Below are 16,465 nucleotides of genomic sequence, written 5' to 3'. Positions count from 1 at the left end.
CAAAGGCAGGGCATGGGACCTTGCTCACCAGCCGGATCCATCCGACACGTCAATAGCGGATTATCGAGATTCGCCAATCGGTCGGCGATCTCGTCAACGGAGCCTAACAAGTGATGATTGCGAAAAGTGCGGAACCAATCTGGGCCGTCGGCCTGATGACCGGCACCGTGCTGGACGGCAATATCGACGTCGCGCTGATCAGGACCGACGGCGAGCGGATCGCGGATTTCGGCACCTACACGCTGGCGCCCTACCCCGGATCGATCCGGACCCTGCTGGAGGAGACGTTGCGCCAGGCCAGGGTGTGGAATTTCACCGGACCGGAGCCGGCGATCTTTCGCGAAGCCGAAGAGGCGCTGACGCGCGCCCAGTCAGCAGCCGTCAAGGGCCTGGTCGAAAGCTACGGGCTGACGATGGCCGATATCGGGGTCGTCGGCTTCCATGGCCAGACCGTGCTGCATCGTGCTCCGCAAGTCGGCCGGCTCGGCCAGACCCGCCAGCTCGGTGATGGCGAGTTGATGCATGACATCCTGGGTACCAAAATTGCCTACGACTTCCGCTCGGCCGACATGCGCGGCGGCGGCCAAGGGGCGCCGCTGTCCGCCGCCTATCATGCCGCGCTGCTGCGCGATGGCGACGCCAGCGGCGACACGGCCGTTCTCAATCTCGGCGGCGTCGCCAACGTCACCTGGTGGGACGGCAAGGACAATGTCGTTGCTTTCGACACCGGACCGGCGAATGCGCCGTTGAACGATTTCATCAAGTCGAAAGGGCTTGGCGAAATGGATCGCGACGGCGCGCTGGCCCGCGCCGGCACTGTCGACGAAGCCCGGCTGACCAAGCTCTTGCAGCATCCCTATCTGGCCAAGCCCTATCCAAAGTCGCTGGACCGGTTCGATTTCGGCGCAGCCATGGCGGATGGCATGAACGCTGAGGATGGCGCCGCACTGCTGACTGCCTTCACCGCCGCCGCCGTCGGCAAGGCGCTCGACCTCCTGCCGCACCGGCCGAAGCGGCTGGTGGTCAGCGGTGGCGGCCGCCACAACCCGACGATCATGGCCATGCTCGCCAGCCGTGCCGGTGTCGAGGCGGTGCCAGCGGAGGCGCTCGGCTGGAAGGGTGACGCGGTGGAGGCGGAGTGCTTTGCCTTCCTTGCGGTTCGCGTGCTCCGGGACCTGCCGATCAGCTTTCCGACCACCACCGGTGTACCACAGCCGATGCGCGGCGGACGCCTTGCCGGCTAATTAAGCCGGCAACTTCTTCTGCAGGAAGACGCGGCTGCGGCCGAGGGGAAAATCGGCAAGCAGGCCGAAAGGCCGATATCCCTGACACTCATAGGCCTTGGCCGCTTTCGGATTGAACGTGTCGATCAAGGCGCCGTGACAGCCGCGTGCGACGGCTTCCTGTTCGGCTGCGTCCAGCATTCTGCCGGCCATATGCTGGCCGCGCACTCGCTCATCGACCCAGAGCCATTGCACATAGAGCCAGCCCCAGGCAGTGTATCCCGAGATGCCGGCGACAACCGCGCCGTGCTCGTCGCGCACGAACACGGCGAGCGCCTTCCTCCCGGCCGCACCGACATCGTTGTCGTTGAACGCGCTGAGCCGCTCCCCGAGAAAAGCGAGCTCTTTCGGCGACGGGTCGGCGGTGGTTTCAAGCGTCGTGTTCATCGCAGGTCCAGACGAGCGCGGCGCCAGATATCGCCAAGCGCTACCGAAGGGCAAGACGGGCAGGATTGCAAGCTGCGCCGCCGCCAGAGCCCAGGGCTACGGTCCGCCAAATCCACAAGCAGCGCGAGGCCGCGTATCCAAAACCCAACCAGGAACGTCTCAACCATGGACTCTGCGCATCAGGAGATATGAATGAGAAAATTGATCGTGGGCAGCTTCATTTCGCTGGACGGCGTCATCGAAGCACCAATGGACTGGGCCTCCCCTTTCTTCGACGACGAAGCCAGGGAGCATTCCTATGAAAAGGCCGGCGAGGCGGATTTCTTCCTGCTCGGTCGCGTCACCTATGAGATGTTTTCGACGCGCTGGCCGCAGGTCAAAGGCAGCAAGTACATGGATCGGATGAACGGGCTGAAAAAACTGGTCGCGTCGCGAACCCTCAAGGAGGTGAGCTGGAACGCCGCGCTGATCGAGGGTGATGTCGCCGCCGAAATCGCCAGGATCAAGCAACAGCCCGGTGGGAACATATTGAAATATGGGGTAAGCAATCTCGACCAGACGCTGCTCGCCAATAGGCTTGTCGACGAGTACCAGCTCTCTATCGTGCCAACCCGCGTGGGACATGGCAAACACGCTTTCGACGATGTCGATCCGTCCCTGGTCAATCTGGAGCTGGTGGGCACGCATCGGTTCAAGAACGGTGTCATCACGCTGACCTATGTCCCGCGATGACCCGCGAGCTGTCGGATGGCACGTATCTTTTTCCCGACGCCATACGTCTTGGGTGTTGGCCGGGCAAGGTATGCCGGCCAGACGTGCCTTACGGTGGGATGCGATGAAGATGCAGCCAAGACTCTCCCCTACTGGGCTCTTTGACGTTCGCTATGCCGCGTTCCTGGAAACGGTAGCGTATTTGCGTGGACGGCTGCACCGCTACTGCGCACGCATGACAGGTTCGACCCTGGACGCCGAGGATGTCATGCAGGAAGCGCTGTTCGAGGCCTATCGGAAGATCGAGAAGCTTGACGACACAAGCGCCCTTCGCCCTTGGCTGTTTCGTATCGCACACAATCGCTGCATCGATTTCCTGCGGAACCGACAGGTGCGCGAGCGTGCCGAAGCAGTTTTCGTCGAAGAGGAGATCATCCTGCCCGTCGAGCCGGCGGGCCGGGGCGCCGACCGCGCGATCGAACGGCTGGTGATCCACCTGCCGCCCAAGGAGCGCGCCTGCGTCCTGCTCAAGGACGTCTTCGACTATTCGCTGGAAGAGATTGCCGACCTCGTCGGCTCGACGGTGGGCGGCGTCAAGGCGGCTTTGAGCCGCGGCCGTTCGAAGCTGGCTGCGCTGACGAACGGGCCAATCGTCCGCTCGGAGCCCCAGCGCGATCCTGAGCTTTCAAGATTGCTCAGTCGCTATGTCGACCTTTTCAACCGCCGCGACTGGGATGGCGTGCGAGCGTTGACGAGCGCCGATGCCCAGCTGCGGGTCGCGGATTGCTTCAGGGGCCAACTTTCAGAGTCACCTTATTTTGTCGAGTATGAGAAGGCGCAAGTCACCTGGAAGATGATTGTGGGTGAAATCGATGGCGAGGCGGTGCTGCTCGTACTTCACCCGAGCGGCGACCGCTGGAAACCGGCCCATCCAGTTCGGATCGAAGCCGCCGACGGGATCATCAATCGCATCGCCGACTATTATGCCTGCCCTTGGATGATGCCGGAGGCCGCCAAGGTTGTCATTGCCAACCCGACGTGAGGTCGGAGCACGCCGGTTCGAACCTGTGTCAGGCCAGCCAAGTCAACTGTCGGCGGCGCTTCGCCGAATGATTGTCGAGCGCGGCGAATGCCACGCCGCCGCCGAAGCGGCAACCAGCATGAGCAGCGCTGCGACCACTGCCGATGCCGCGAAACCAAAGCTGGAATAAAGCGGTCCGAAGCCGGTGGTGCCGACAAACACCGCGAGATAGGTCACTGCGCTGTTCAAGCCCATGATCGTGCCGCGCCGCGCCGGATCGAGCGCCGAGAGGCGCATCACCAGGACGTTCAGCCCGAAATGATTGGCAAGGCCCCAGACCGCGACCATCGCGATGGTCAGATGGAAACTACTGCCTGTCGCGGCGAGCGCGACATAGACGGCCGCGACGAGAAGATAGGCGAACGGCATGACACGTCGCGCGCCAAGCCGATCGATCACGCCGTCAAGCAGCGCCGCCATGCCGAAGCCGGCGCCATAGGCGAGCGCGGCCAAGCCGTTGGCGCTGACCGGCCGTCCCAAGCCATTGTGAAGATGATCGCCAAGATAGCCATAGACGCCGTAGAAGGCGGTCATGAAGGCGCCGCAGGCGACCAGAAGCGGCACGATGCCGGGAACGGCCAGTGCGCCGAGCGGCGTCGGCGCCGGGCCGCTTTTCCTGGCGTCGCTCAACGACGTCAGCGTAAGGCCGGTCAACGCGAGCGCCGCAAGCACCGCGACCGCCGCGAAAACGGCACGCCAATGCACGAGGTCGGCAAGCACCGCCGACAAGGAGACGCCGGCGACCATGCTCAGGGTCCAGCCGGTCAGCACGACGCCGATCGTCCCGCTTTCGCGACCAGGCGGTGCGATCGCCGCGGCGCTGGCATAGATTGCCGGCATGGCAACGCCGGCGGCGATGCCGGCGAGAAGCTGGGCCGTAACCAGCATCGTCACCGTCGGCGCGGCGGCGCTGGCGAGAAGCGCCGTCGCCAGCAGCAGCAACGCCCCTTGTAGCATGCGGCGGGCGCCGAGCCGATCGATATAGCGTGCCAGGAACAAGGCGCTTGCCGACGTCCCAAGCCCGAACGCAGCGGACGCGATCATCACGGCCGGCACGCTCGTCGTAAACGACGCGGCCACTGCCGGTGCAATCGGACCGAGGACCAGCGAGTTCGAGCCGATCACCGCGATGCATCCGGTGAGCAGATAAGCGAGCGCCGGGATAGGCGGCCTTGCCGTCAATGTTGCGACTTGATCAGTGTTAGACATATGCCGATAATGGCCGAATTGAATTCTGCATCAATCGGGAAATTTGATATGGATGAAGAAACAGATGGCATTCCGCAGAACAGGCCTGCTGCCCGCGATGTCGACGCAACCGACCGAAAGATATTAGGCGTTCTGGTCGATGACGCCACGATCAGCTATGCCGAGCTCGGTGATCGTGTCGGCCTGTCGCCGCCGGCAGCGCATGAACGGGTGAAGCGGCTTCGGCGCAGCGGCGCCATTCGCAACACCGCGGCAATCATCGATCCCAAGGCGGTGCGCAAGCCGCTGCTTGCCTTCGTGCACATCGACACCAAGGGCTGGGGAAAGACCCCCGAACTGATGGCGATCTCCGAGCACCCCGAAGTCGAGGAGATCCATTCGGTGGCCGGCGACACATGCATGCTGATCAAGGTCCGCACCGAGGACACAAGGGCGCTCGAGGGCCTGCTTTCGCGGCTTTACGAAACGCCCGGCGTCACCTCGACGCGAAGTTACGTGGTTCTGTCAACCTATCTCGAGCGGCCGGTGCAGCCCGGGATCACAACGGAATGGCCGACGCCCCGGCATATGGCCAAGCCGCTGTATTAGGGTCGCATTGCGTTCAATCAACCAAGTTCCAAGGTCGTTGTCGCAAAGACCCCGGACTGCGCGATCTGCGGCGCTTTGCCCTTGTACATTCGAGCCGTCTCGAAGCCCGGTTGAAGGCCGGCGGACGTCAGCCTGGCTGCAAATTGTCCGCTGGTCTCGGGAACGTCGAGATGGACATTTCCGGGTCCCGAGGCGTTGGCGAGCGCCGCGAAAAGGCGGCTTGCCGCGTCCAGGCTGTTGGCAAAGAGCGGACCGATCTTGCAGCCCTCCCGGCATCGGCGCGCGACGCCGTATCCCCCGATGGCGCCATCCCTGACGATCGCCAGCGCGACGTGCGGCGGGCGCAGCCACTGTCCCAGGAAGGATCCCCGCGGAGCGGGAAAGAAGCGGCAGTCGTAGTCCAGGACATCCGCTTTCGGGCCTATGACGCAAATGTCGCTGTCGGTAGTTGCGGGACCGATCGGCGATCCGACGAACCGGATCGTCCGGTAGACCGGCGCAAAGCCCATGCTGCGGTAGTTGGCCTGCTGTTCGACGACACCATCGAGGCCGATCGTGCGGTCGCCGAGCCGCGCCATGCCAGCATCCCAGACCGCCTTGCCATGGCCCTCACCGCGCCTGTCCGGCCGACAGATGTAGAGACCGATGAAGCCGAAATCCTCGCCATAGGCGACGGCCGAAATACCGGCCACCATCTCGCCATCGACAAAGGCGCCGATGAAGCCCTCTGGATCCGCCGCATGGAACGCCACGGCATCGCCGAGGCCGGGATTCCAGCCCTCGACTGCCGCCCAGTCGACAAGGATTTTTACGTCTTCAAGTGCGAGCGTTCTGATCGTTCGGCGCATTGCGATCACTCGGCGGCAATGGTACCGGGGGCAAAGGATTTCAATGCGCCAAGATAGGGCTTTGCCAGCGGGTTTGCATAGGCGCCACGCTTGGACGTCGACAGGCCAAGCGCGATCAGTGCCTCGGCCTGCTTGACCGCGGCGCCAACGCCGTCGATGACCGGAACGCCGAACTCCCGCTGCAACTCGGCGACGAGATCGGCCATGCCGGCACAGCCAAGCACGATGGCCTCGGCGTGATCCTCGTCGAGAGCGCGCGCGATCTCGCCGCGCAGCTTCAGGATCGCATCGGAGGTTGGGTCTTCGAGCGCAAGAACCGGAATGTCGGCAGCTCGCACGCGTGCCCGTCCTGTCATGCCATAGCGCTGCACCAGCCCTTCGACCGGCACGCGCGAGCGCTCGGTCGTGGTGACGACGGTGAAGCGCTGGGCGATGAACGAGGCGGTGCTGAGCGCTGCCTCGCAGATGCCGATGACCGGAATGTTGGCCATGGCGCGCGCGGGATCGAGGCCGGTGTCGTCGAAACAGGCGACGATTGCGGCCTGCGCGCCCGAGCGCTCGCCGGCAGCGATCTCGACCAGCAACCCAGGCACGGCAAGTGCCTCGTCGTAGTAGCCTTCGATCGAAACCGGCCCCATCGACGAGGTGACGGCGGCGATCTCAGTTCCGGCGCCGGCGACGAGCCGCGCCGCCGCTGCAATGGTTTCGGTCATGCTGGCGGTGGTGTTCGGATTGACAACGAGGATTTGCATGCGGTTCTCAAATTCGCGCCCGGCGACGGCCGACATAGACGATTGCGCCGAGCGTCAGCAGAATCACCAGGAAGGAAAATACGGTCGTCACGGTGCCCAGCGCATAGAGCACCGGCGTCGTCACATTCGTCGTCATGCCGTAGATTTCGAGCGGCAGCGTGTTGAACGTGCCCGAGGTCATCAGCGTGCGGGCGAACTCGTCATAGGACAGGGTGAAACCGAACAGGCCGACGCCGATCAGGCTGGGCGCGATCATCGGCAGGACGACATGCGCGAAGGTCTGCCAGGACGACGCTCCGAGATCACGCGCGGCTTCCTCATAGGCCGGTGAGAACCGGTTGAAGACGGCAAACATGATCAGCACGCCGAAGGGCAAGGTCCATGTCAGATGCGCACCGAAGGCGGATGTATACCAAGCGGGGCGGAAGCCGATCTGCTGGAAGACGACGCCGATGCCGAGCGAGATGATGATCGACGGCACGACGAGGCTGGCGACGGCCAGATAGAACAGTGCGGTGGCGCCGCGAAATTTTTGGCGGAAGGCAAGACCGGCAAGCAGCGACACGCCGACGGTCACGATCATCACCATCAGGCCAAGAATGAAGGAACGTTTGAAACTGCCGCCGAAATCGCCGACCGCCTGGCGCTCGAACAGATTGGCGAACCAGTGCAGCGAAACGCCGTTCAGCGGGAATGTCAGCCCACCATTCTCGCCCTGGAAAGAGAGGATCAGGATCGCCGAAAGCGGGCCGTAGAGGAACAGCACGAAAAGGGCGAAGAAGGCCGCAAGCACGTAGAATTCGACGGTGCGCTTGTCGTGGCTCACGTCACAGCTCCTTGCGGATGTCGACGATGCGCAGAATGCCGGCGACCATCAGCAGCACCAGCACCAGCAGCACGACCGCATTGGCGGCCGCCGCCGGATATTGCAGCAGCGACATCTGGTTCTTCATCATCAGCGCGACAGAGGCGCTCTGTCCGCCGGACATCACCTGCACCGTCGAAAAATCGGCCATCACCAGCGTGACGACGAAGATTGTGCCGATCGCCATGCCGGGCTTGGCGAGCGGGATGACGACGTTCCATAGCACCTGCCAGCCGGACGCGCCGGCATCACGCGCGGCCTCGATCAGCGACTTGTCGATGCGCATCAGCGTGTTGAAGATCGGCGTCACCATGAACAGCGTGTAGAGATGCACCATGGCCAGCACCACGGCGAATTCGGAATAGAGCAGCCACTCGATTGGCTTCGGGATCAGCCCGATCTCAACCAGCGTCGAGTTGACCAGGCCGTTGCGGCCAAGCACCGGAATCCACGAGATCATGCGGATGATGTTGGAGGTCAGGAACGGCACTGTGCAGACCAGGAACAGCACCATCTGCATGGCGGTGGTCCTGATATGGAAGGCGAGGAAATAGGCGACCCAGAAGCCGATGAACAGCGTCAGCGCCCAGACGATGGCGGCGTATTTCAACGTGTTCAGATAGGTTTTCCAGGTGACCCAGGAGCCGAGCGTGTCGGCGTAGTTGATGGTCAGGAAATCCGGGTACATCGCTGCGAAGTCGTAATCCCAGAAGGAGACCACGGCGATCATCAGGATCGGCAGCAAGAGAAACGCGCCGAGGATCAGCGCCAGCGGCGCCGCCTGGAGGTAGGGGACGACGGCGCTGATCGAGACGCGGCGGCGCCTGGCGGGTTTGGCTTCGATCATTCCAGGACGTTCGAGCACTGCTGTCATCAACATCTCGGTAGGCTGCGAGGCGGCTGGAGCTGCGTCCCTTCTCCCCTTGTGGGAGAAGGTGGATTGGCGCGCAGCGGCAAGACGGATGAGGGGTGCTGGAAGGAATGCGGCGGTGCCAAGCTGGAGCACCCCTCATCCGACCGAGCTTCGCTCGGCCACCTTCTCCCACAAGGGGAGAAGGCAAGAGGGCGTTTTTACGCCGCGATGAACTCGTTCCAGCGCCGTACCATGTAGCGGTCCTCGTCCATGACCGAGTTCCAGCAGGCGACCTTGCCCATGCGCTCGACGAAGGAGCCGCCGTCGCGCACGGCGCCCGCCTTCTCCATGACCTTGCCGTCCGGCGCCATGATGTCGCCCTTGGCCGGCTTGCCGTCGACCCAGTAGCCCCATTCGTCCTCGGACATGAACTGCTTGGCGGTGTCCATGGCGGCCGAGTAGTAGCCTTGGCGGTTGAGGTAGGCGCCGACCCAGCCGGACAGGTACCAGTTGATGTATTCATAGGCGGCGTCGAGCTCGGCGCCCTTGAGGTGCGCCGCCAGGCCAAGGCCGCCGCCCCACGAGCGATAGCCTTCCTTGAGCGGCTGGTATTTGCAGGCGATGCCCTTGGAGCGCACCGCCGCGACCGCCGGCGACCACATCGACTGGATGACCACTTCGCCTGAAGCCATCAAATTGACGCTCTCGTCGAACGATTTCCAGAACGCCCGGAACTGGCCGTCCTGCTTGGCCTTGATCAGGAAGTCGATCGTCTTGTCGATCTCCTCCTTGGTCATGTTGCCCTTGTCGGCATATTTGACGTTGCCCATGGCTTCCATGATCATCGCCGCATCCATGATGCCGATCGACGGGATGTTGAGGATGGCGGCCTTGCCCTTGAAGGCCGGATCCATGATGTCGGCCCAGGAGGTGATGTCGCGGCCGACAAGGTCGGGGCGGATGCCGAGCGTATCGGCATTGTAGATGGTCGGAACCATCGTCATCCACTCCGTCGGCTGCTTGGCGAAGGTCTTGCCGTCCTGCGCCTCGACGAAGCCGACCGTATGCGGCGCGGTGCCTTGGGCGATGACGCTGTCGGGCGTCAGCTTGCCGGTGATGAACAGCGGCACGATCTTGTCGTAATATTTCAGCTTCTTGACATCCATCGGCTGCATCACGCCGGACGGATACACTTTCTTGGCGATCCAGTATTCGATGTCGGCGATGTCGTAGCTGTCCGGCTGGGTCACCGCGCGCTGGGCGGCGGCGTCGGAATCGGTCGCGGTCATTTCCAGCGTGATGCCGAGGTCGGCCTTGCACTTGTCGGCAATGGCGTTGAGGTTCGACACGCCGGTGCCGAACTGGCGCAGCGTGATCGGGTTCTGCGCCCAGATCGTCGGAAACCCTGATATGGCACCCGAACCGGCGGCAAGACCGACGGCGGCAGCACCGGTCTTGAGCAGCGAGCGGCGGGAAATTCCTGTCTTCTTGTCGGTGGTGTTGGTCATGTCAGTTCCCCTGTTTTGATTGTGGTTCTGGTTCAGGAATCGAGACGGCCAAGGACAATTGCGTCCTCGGCGTCCCAGGCGATCGGCACCGCGTCGCCGACGGCAACCGGTTTGGCGAAGAAGCTGGTGTCGTCGACGATGACGGTAAAATCCTCGATACCGGCGCCATTGACCGAGAGTTTTACGGTCGAGCCGCGATACTCGATATTGGAGGTGATGCCGGTGAAGCCGAGCCCGGTGGCCGGCGGATCACCGATCCGCACGTGGTCGGTGCGAATGGCGATATCGATCGGCTCGCCGATCGCCCTGCCCTGCCCGCTGGCCGCAAGCGAGGCGCCACCCGGCACATCGAAGACAACCATGCCGTCGCGGCTGCCGCTGACGCGGCCGGAGACGACGTTGTGATCGCCCATGAAACGGGCGACAAACGCAGTGGCCGGCCGCTCAAAAACGGTGCGTGGATGCGCCGCCTGCTCGATGCGGCCGTCATTCATGACCACGATCAGGTCGGCAAGCGCCATCGCCTCCTCCTGGCTATGGGTGACGTGGACGAAAGTGATGCCGAGCGACGTCTGCAGCTTCTTCAATTCCGCCCGCATGCGGATCTTCAGGAATGGATCGAGTGCCGATAGCGGCTCGTCGAGCAGCAGCGCTTCGGGGTCGGTGATCAGCGCGCGGGCCAGAGCGACGCGTTGCTGCTGTCCGCCCGAAAGCTGCGCCGGGCGGCGGCCGGCGTAGCCCTCCATCTGCATCAGCTTCAGCATTTCGAGCGCCCTGGCGCGGCGCTCTTCCTTGCCGACGCCCTTCATCTTGAGGCTGAACGCAACATTGTCGATCAGGTCGAGATGCGGAAACAGCGCGTAGGACTGGAACATCATGGCAGTGCCGCGCCTGGCCGGCGGCAGGTCGGTGACCACAATGTTGCCGAGACGCACGTCGCCGCTCGATATGCTTTCGTGCCCGGCAATCATGCGCAGCGTCGAGGTCTTGCCGCAGCCGGACGGTCCGAGCAGGCAGCAATAGGTGCCCGCGGGGATTTTCAAGCTGATGTCTTCGACGGCAGTGGTGGCGCCATAGATCTTCGAAACGGACACGATGTCGATTTCGGCGGCTTTGGACATCCGGCTTCCTCTCTAAATCAACTTAAGCAAAGCATCATGCATGCCAATTGCCCTGCATCGGACTCAAACAATGGATTCCTTGGGAAAATCAGGATGGCCCCGGCTGCCCTTCGAAACGGCATGCCTGCGAATGCACAAATTATAGGCGATCGCCAGCGATCGTCGCAAAAATCGTATGCAATCTTTTCCGGGATCGTATTCACTTTGGCTCTCTGCAACCGACCCGATTCAGGGTAGAAGGGTGCCGGGACCATCATCATGAATATAGCCGACCAGACTTTCCCTGCTGTCGACAGTGCCAACGAGGATCGCGCCCAGGCGATTCGCGACCAGTTGCGCGACGCGATCGTCGACCGCCGGCTGGCGCCCGGAACCAAGCTGTCGGAAGGCGAGGTCGGCACTTTATTTGATGTCAGCCGCACCGTAGCGCGCGCGGCGCTGCAGATGCTCTCCTTCGAAGGCCTGGTGCGGACCGAGCGCAATCGTGGCGCCTTCGTCGCCAACCCGTCGCCGGAGGAAGCGCGTCAGGTCTTCGCTTCGCGCCGGCTGATCGAGCCCGGCATAGCGATTGCCGCAGCCGGGCGGATGACGCCGGACCATGTCGCTGCCTTCAAGGCGCAGCTGGATGAAGAGGGCCGCTTCATTGCCGAACGCGGACCAAATGCAAGACGCTCGGAAATCAAGGCTTCGGGTGATTTTCACCTGCTGCTGGCTTCGGTTGCCGGAAACACGATCCTCCAGCGCTTCATGGAAGAACTGGTGGCGCGGTCATCGCTGGTGATCGCGCTCTATGGCCGCTCGGGCGTCTCGAGCTGCGGCCATAGCGAGCACATGAATATCCTGGAGGCGCTGGAAAATGGCGATTCCGAACGCGCCAGCGCGCTGATGCTGCACCACATCGACCATATCGAGGCCGACCTTGATCTGCGCGTCAGGAGCGGTCCGGCGCTCAGGCAGGCGCTCGAGTTCTGAAGGTCATTCCGACCGGAGGTACGCGAAACCGCGCCCCCTCAAAGCCGCTCGGCCCGGATCTTCAGGATCTGGTACAGCAAATCGCGGATGCGCCGCAGCCTCATCGACAATTTCTGGCTCATCTGCATTCCCAGTTCTGTTTCGCCACTGCCTGCATCTGATCGCCTCACTCAGAAACTTTGGGCCGCCATGGCCATTCCAACCAGCGAGGTGGCGACGCCCGCGGTGCGGACCGTCGTCGGCCAACGGCCGAGCTTGAGGACGGACAACACCCCGATCGCATGCAGCATCGACGTGCCGAGCACGAAGCCCGCGGCGTAGGCGATGCCGCTGGTGCTCTCGGGAATCTCGAGGCCGTGGGCATTGCCGTGGAAAAGGCCGAACAGGGCCGTCAGTGCTGCTGCGGCGGCCATCGGCAGCGGCCTGGCAAGACCGACCATGGCGCCGAAGACCACAAGCGACAGCACGATGGCGGTTTCAACGGAAGGCAGGCCGATGCCGGCCATGCCGAGCAAGGCTCCGGCGACCATGGCCGAGACAAAGGCCAGCGGGACAAGCGGGACAAGGACAATACTGCGGCCGCCGGCGCGAGCGCCGATCATGCCGACCGCGATCATGGCAAGCAGATGGTCCATGCCGAGGATCGGATGTTCGAGGCCGGCGAAAAAGCCGTGGATGTGAGCGCCGCCGCTATGGGCAAACGCCAGCGACGGCGTGACTGCGGCGAGAGCTGAAAGGATGCCCAGTCTTGCTAATGTCTTCATGCTTGCTGATGTTTTCATGATTATACCTGTTCGATGAGAATGACGGGCTTTTTGGTTTCAGTGTCCGGGAACGGTGAATTGCGAAGCGGCGGAACGGTCTGCAAGGGCGCGCGCCGCGGCGAAGCCGAGCGGCTTTTGCTCAGCGCCATCGTGATAGATGAAAGCGAGCCGGCGGCGGTGCGATGTCAGGCGCGCCGGCAGCGGGTGATAGGCGACGCCGGTGCCGCCGACGAGCGGCATGACCGCGCCGACGTCGACCAGATCCTCGGTTTCGACGCGCAAGAGATGAAGCCGCACACCGTCCGCCCTTTCGCCGACGAACGGTATGCCGGCCAGACGCAGAAAGCTGGATGGGTCCGGCGCCCGCGCAAAGCCTTCGAGGAAGGCGGTTTCAACGAGATCAAGGTCGACCGTCGCTGGATCAACCGGCGGCTCGTGAGCCTGGTCGGGCGGCAGATGCGGCGTCTGCCATTGCAGCGGCTTGCCAGCGGGCCCGTTGTGGCCGAGGGCGTGCGGATGGTCATGATGGCCGTTCGGCCCATGATGATGATGGCCGTGGTCGTGGCCAAGACTGTGGTGGTGATGGTCGTCGTGCATGGTCAGAAACTCACCGGTTTGTCGATGATCGATTTATGCTTGCCGAGATTGCCATGGGCGACCATCGAGCCGAGCGCTTCGACGACGACACGCACACCGAACAGCGCCGTGATGTCCGAGGTGTCGTAGGGCGGCGAAACCTCGACCACCTCCAGTCCGCAAATGCCGGGCGCCGTCACCAGCCCAAGCAGCTTGAGCGCCTCGCGCGGCAGGAAGCCGCCCGGCTCCGGCCAGCCCGTACCGGGCACGAAACCGCAGTCGAGGCTGTCGACGTCGAAGGAGATGTAGACGGCGTCGGTGTCCTTCCATGCGAGCTCGAGCGCGATTTCCGCCGCCTTCTCAAGGCCCATCTGCTCGATGTCGGCAATGGTCAGCACGTTGGTGCCGCGCTTCCTCGCCTCGGCGACGCCGTAGCGGGGGACCTGCCAGCCACCGATGCCGAGTTGCACGAGATTGGTCGCCGAGACGTTCGGCAGGTTGGTCGCCCAGTACCAAGGCGTGGTGTGCATGCGCTCGTCGAGATCCTTTTCCTGGATGTCGATATGGCGGTCGAAATGGATGATGCCGATGCGTTTCGAGGTCACGTCGGCGATGCCGCGCACGCAGGGAAAGCCGATCGAATGGTCGCCGCCCAGCATGATCGGCAGCGCGCCCGACGAGGCGACATGGCTGACGCCCTTGGTGATCTGGTCAAAACTCTTTTCAAGGTTGGCGGGAATGGTGAAGACGTCGCCGGCGTCGCACAGCGTCATCTGCTCGCGTAGATCGACGCCGAGCTCGTAATTGTACGGCGTGTAGAGCGCTGAGATACGGCGGATACCTTGCGGGCCGAAGCGGGTTCCCGGCCGGTAGGTGGTGCCGCTGTCGAAAGGGATGCCGATGACGGCCGCGTCATATTTGCCGACATCGCGGACGTTCTCGACATAGGGCGCCTTGAGAAAGGTGTTGATGCCGGCGAAATGCGGCAGCTCGCCGCGCGCGAATGTCGGGATCGACTTGTCGACGATCGACTCCGATCCCGGCAGGCCCATGTCGAGTGCCCATTGCTGCTCCTTGCGCCAGCCGCTTTCCGGCAGCTTGCCCTCGGCCTCGATCGACTTCCAGCCCTGCGTGCCGCGGGCGTCGAAATCGGGATGGTGGAAGCGTTCCCTGGCCTCCCGGGCGACGAGCCCTGCCCGGCGGTGGCTGCGTTCGCGGATATTTCTGGACATTCACGGTCTCCGTTACGACGCCGTCGTCGCCATTGCTGTATCCGGTCGGGTCGTCCCGACCATCGCGGCCACCTTGGCCAAGTGATGAGAGGAAGCCCGGGTCTTGCGATCGAGCTTCAGATCGTAGGTGATCGTCGCGCCGTAAGCCGACGGGAACTGCGGATCGTGGCGCACCTTGTCGAAAACCAGCACACGGGTGCCGAGCTTGAAGGCCTCGCCGATATCGTGGGTGACCATCACCACCGTCATGCCATGCTCGGTCCACAGCTCGGTGAGCAGGTCGTGCATCTCGACGCGAATGCCGGGATCGAGCGCACCGAACGGCTCGTCGAGAAGCAGGATCTGCGGCCGGCCGAGCAAGGTCTGCGCAATCGCCAGCCGCTGCTGCATGCCGCCTGAGAGCGAGGCGGGATAGAGATCGCGCGCATGGGCGAGCCCGACCCGCTCAAGCATGGCTTCGGCGTCTTGCCTGGCCTTTCTGCGCCTGGCGCCGAAGACGCGACCAAACGGCCCGCCCGAGCGAAAGTCTTCGACCAGCAGCAGGTTCTGGACGGCGGTCAGATGCGGAAACACCGAATAGCGCTGAAAGACGATGCCGCGCTGCGGCGTCGGCTCGGGCACGATCGGGCCGTCGCCGACGATGACGACGCCGCTGCTCTGCTGCTCCTGACCGAGCAGAATACGCAGGAACGTCGATTTTCCGCAGCCGCTGGCGCCGACCAGCGACAGGAATTCGCCGGCTTCGGCGGTGACGTTGACCCGCTCGAGCACGCGGGCATCGCCATAACTCTTTTCCAGCCCGTGAACGACGATGCGGCTCATCTGGCCTCCACCGGATGCGCCCAAGGGGACATCGCTTGGGAAAGCCGCACCAGCAGCCAGTCGGTGATCACGGCAAGCAGCGTGATCCAGGCGACATAGGGCAGGATGACGTCCATCGAGAGATAGCGGCGGACGAGGAAGATGCGGTAACCCAGCCCTTCGGTCGAGGCGATGGCTTCGGCGGCGATCAGGAACAGCCAGGCCGGCCCGAGCGCCAGCCGCACGCAAGTGATGAGGCGCGGCATGATCTGCGGCAGCACCAGCCGCAAGATCGTCGTCCAGCTGTTGCCGCCAAGCGTCTGCGCCTTGGCCACCAACTCTGGTGGCAACTCCATCACCCGGTTGGCGATGTCGCGCACCATCACCGGCGCGACGCCGACGGCGATCAGCGTGATCTTGGCCGTTTCGCCGAGACCGAGCGCGATGAACAGGATCGGCAGCAGCGCCAGCGGTGGGATGACGCAGACGACGGTGACGAAGGGCAGCAGGAAGGCCCGCACCCGCGGGATGAAGCCGATGGCGATGCCGAGCGAAAGCGCGGCGAACGTGGCCACGCCGACGCCCGCGAACAGCCTGAGGAGACTGGCATAGGTGTCGATCCACAGGATGAGGTCGCCGGAGCGTTTGTCCGGCACCGTCGCAAGGTCAAGAAAGGCCGACCACATCTGTACCGGCGAAGGCAGCAGCTTGTCGCTGGGATTGGCCGCCAGTCGTTGCGCCGAGGCGATCAGATAGGCGATTGCCACGAACAGGAACGGCAAGCCGCCGAGGAACAAGGCGCCGCCGCGCGAAACCGTCGCATTGATCATGCGAAGGCGCATCTTCGGCCTTGGCCGGGAAGGGCGCGTGGTGCCCTCACCACCCGTCGCGGAGACTTCATCCCTGGCACTCAT

Annotated in this window: 18 protein-coding genes; 5 read left to right on the top strand and 13 right to left on the bottom strand. The window is 63.5% G+C overall.

Going from position 1 to position 16,465, the window contains the following annotated elements; all coding sequences use genetic code 11:
* Window positions 1–113: 113 nt before the first annotated feature.
* Complete coding sequence (locus tag NMG80_RS14560; protein WP_254018924.1) at window positions 114–1,244, top strand: anhydro-N-acetylmuramic acid kinase; 1,131 nt, start codon at window positions 114–116, stop codon at window positions 1,242–1,244.
* Here NMG80_RS14560 and NMG80_RS14555 read toward each other — a convergent pair whose 3' ends face one another.
* Window positions 1,245–1,670, bottom strand: coding sequence for a GNAT family N-acetyltransferase (locus NMG80_RS14555; protein WP_254018731.1), 426 nt, complete (start codon window positions 1,668–1,670; stop codon window positions 1,245–1,247).
* Between the two features lie 192 nt (window positions 1,671–1,862).
* Between NMG80_RS14555 and NMG80_RS14550 the strand changes: the two genes are divergently transcribed.
* Both NMG80_RS14550 and NMG80_RS14545 read left to right on the top strand, forming a co-directional pair.
* The gene (locus tag NMG80_RS14550) at window positions 1,863–2,402 is read left to right on the top strand and encodes a dihydrofolate reductase family protein (RefSeq protein ID WP_254018730.1); all 540 of its coding nucleotides are present in this window, start codon (window positions 1,863–1,865) and stop codon (window positions 2,400–2,402) included.
* Between the two features lie 109 nt (window positions 2,403–2,511).
* Window positions 2,512–3,423 (top strand): sigma-70 family RNA polymerase sigma factor, encoded by a 912-nt coding sequence (locus NMG80_RS14545; RefSeq protein ID WP_254018729.1) that lies wholly within the window; start codon window positions 2,512–2,514, stop codon window positions 3,421–3,423.
* Window positions 3,424–3,465: 42 nt separating this feature from the next.
* Here NMG80_RS14545 and NMG80_RS14540 read toward each other — a convergent pair whose 3' ends face one another.
* Window positions 3,466–4,671 carry an MFS transporter gene (locus tag NMG80_RS14540; RefSeq protein WP_254018728.1) on the bottom strand — a complete coding sequence of 402 codons (1,206 nt, stop codon included), beginning with the start codon at window positions 4,669–4,671 and terminating at the stop codon, window positions 3,466–3,468.
* Between the two features lie 48 nt (window positions 4,672–4,719).
* Here NMG80_RS14540 and NMG80_RS14535 point away from each other — a divergent pair, with 48 nt between their 5' ends.
* A complete protein-coding gene (locus NMG80_RS14535) occupies window positions 4,720–5,259 on the top strand; it encodes an Lrp/AsnC family transcriptional regulator (RefSeq protein WP_127203645.1) in 540 nt (179 codons plus the stop codon).
* A gap of 17 nt (window positions 5,260–5,276) precedes the next feature.
* On the opposite strand, the gene NMG80_RS14530 is transcribed toward NMG80_RS14535, so the two are convergent.
* The 6 genes from NMG80_RS14530 to NMG80_RS14505 form a co-directional block, all read right to left on the bottom strand.
* Window positions 5,277–6,107: a GNAT family N-acetyltransferase gene (locus tag NMG80_RS14530; RefSeq protein WP_254018727.1), complete on the bottom strand. Its 831-nt coding sequence runs from the start codon at window positions 6,105–6,107 to the stop codon at window positions 5,277–5,279.
* A 5-nt stretch (window positions 6,108–6,112) separates the two neighbouring features.
* The gene (locus tag NMG80_RS14525) at window positions 6,113–6,859 is read right to left on the bottom strand and encodes an aspartate/glutamate racemase family protein (RefSeq protein WP_254018726.1); all 747 of its coding nucleotides are present in this window, start codon (window positions 6,857–6,859) and stop codon (window positions 6,113–6,115) included.
* Window positions 6,860–6,866: 7 nt separating this feature from the next.
* A complete protein-coding gene (locus NMG80_RS14520; RefSeq protein ID WP_254018725.1) occupies window positions 6,867–7,685 on the bottom strand; it encodes an ABC transporter permease in 819 nt (272 codons plus the stop codon).
* Between the two features lies 1 nt (window position 7,686).
* On the bottom strand, window positions 7,687–8,598 hold the full coding sequence (locus tag NMG80_RS14515; protein ID WP_254018724.1) for an ABC transporter permease: 912 nt from the start codon (window positions 8,596–8,598) through the stop codon (window positions 7,687–7,689).
* A gap of 197 nt (window positions 8,599–8,795) precedes the next feature.
* On the bottom strand, window positions 8,796–10,085 hold the full coding sequence (locus tag NMG80_RS14510) for an ABC transporter substrate-binding protein (protein ID WP_254018723.1): 1,290 nt from the start codon (window positions 10,083–10,085) through the stop codon (window positions 8,796–8,798).
* Between the two features lie 32 nt (window positions 10,086–10,117).
* On the bottom strand, window positions 10,118–11,206 hold the full coding sequence (locus tag NMG80_RS14505) for an ABC transporter ATP-binding protein (protein WP_254018722.1): 1,089 nt from the start codon (window positions 11,204–11,206) through the stop codon (window positions 10,118–10,120).
* 258 nt (window positions 11,207–11,464) lie between these two features.
* Between NMG80_RS14505 and NMG80_RS14500 the strand changes: the two genes are divergently transcribed.
* On the top strand, window positions 11,465–12,178 hold the full coding sequence (locus NMG80_RS14500; RefSeq protein ID WP_254018721.1) for a GntR family transcriptional regulator: 714 nt from the start codon (window positions 11,465–11,467) through the stop codon (window positions 12,176–12,178).
* A gap of 170 nt (window positions 12,179–12,348) precedes the next feature.
* Here NMG80_RS14500 and NMG80_RS14495 read toward each other — a convergent pair whose 3' ends face one another.
* Genes NMG80_RS14495 through NMG80_RS14475 form a run of 5 tightly spaced genes read right to left on the bottom strand, consistent with a single transcriptional unit; the run spans window position 12,349 to window position 16,393 of the window.
* The gene (locus NMG80_RS14495; protein ID WP_254018720.1) at window positions 12,349–12,960 is read right to left on the bottom strand and encodes a HupE/UreJ family protein; all 612 of its coding nucleotides are present in this window, start codon (window positions 12,958–12,960) and stop codon (window positions 12,349–12,351) included.
* A gap of 39 nt (window positions 12,961–12,999) precedes the next feature.
* Window positions 13,000–13,539, bottom strand: coding sequence for a hypothetical protein (locus NMG80_RS14490; RefSeq protein ID WP_254018719.1), 540 nt, complete (start codon window positions 13,537–13,539; stop codon window positions 13,000–13,002).
* Window positions 13,540–13,541: 2 nt separating this feature from the next.
* Complete coding sequence (locus tag NMG80_RS14485) at window positions 13,542–14,750, bottom strand: agmatinase family protein (RefSeq protein ID WP_254018718.1); 1,209 nt, start codon at window positions 14,748–14,750, stop codon at window positions 13,542–13,544.
* 12 nt (window positions 14,751–14,762) lie between these two features.
* A complete protein-coding gene (locus NMG80_RS14480) occupies window positions 14,763–15,572 on the bottom strand; it encodes an ATP-binding cassette domain-containing protein (protein ID WP_254018717.1) in 810 nt (269 codons plus the stop codon).
* The gene (locus NMG80_RS14475; RefSeq protein WP_254018923.1) at window positions 15,569–16,393 is read right to left on the bottom strand and encodes an ABC transporter permease; all 825 of its coding nucleotides are present in this window, start codon (window positions 16,391–16,393) and stop codon (window positions 15,569–15,571) included. Before NMG80_RS14475 ends, NMG80_RS14480 begins: the two co-directional genes overlap by 4 nt.
* Window positions 16,394–16,465 lie beyond the last annotated feature (72 nt).

The organism is Mesorhizobium escarrei, from assembly GCF_935825525.1.
GTDB lineage: Bacteria > Pseudomonadota > Alphaproteobacteria > Rhizobiales > Rhizobiaceae > Mesorhizobium > Mesorhizobium escarrei.
Note: the sequence above shows the minus strand (reverse complement) of the source record. Positions and strands in the feature narration are given on the sequence as shown.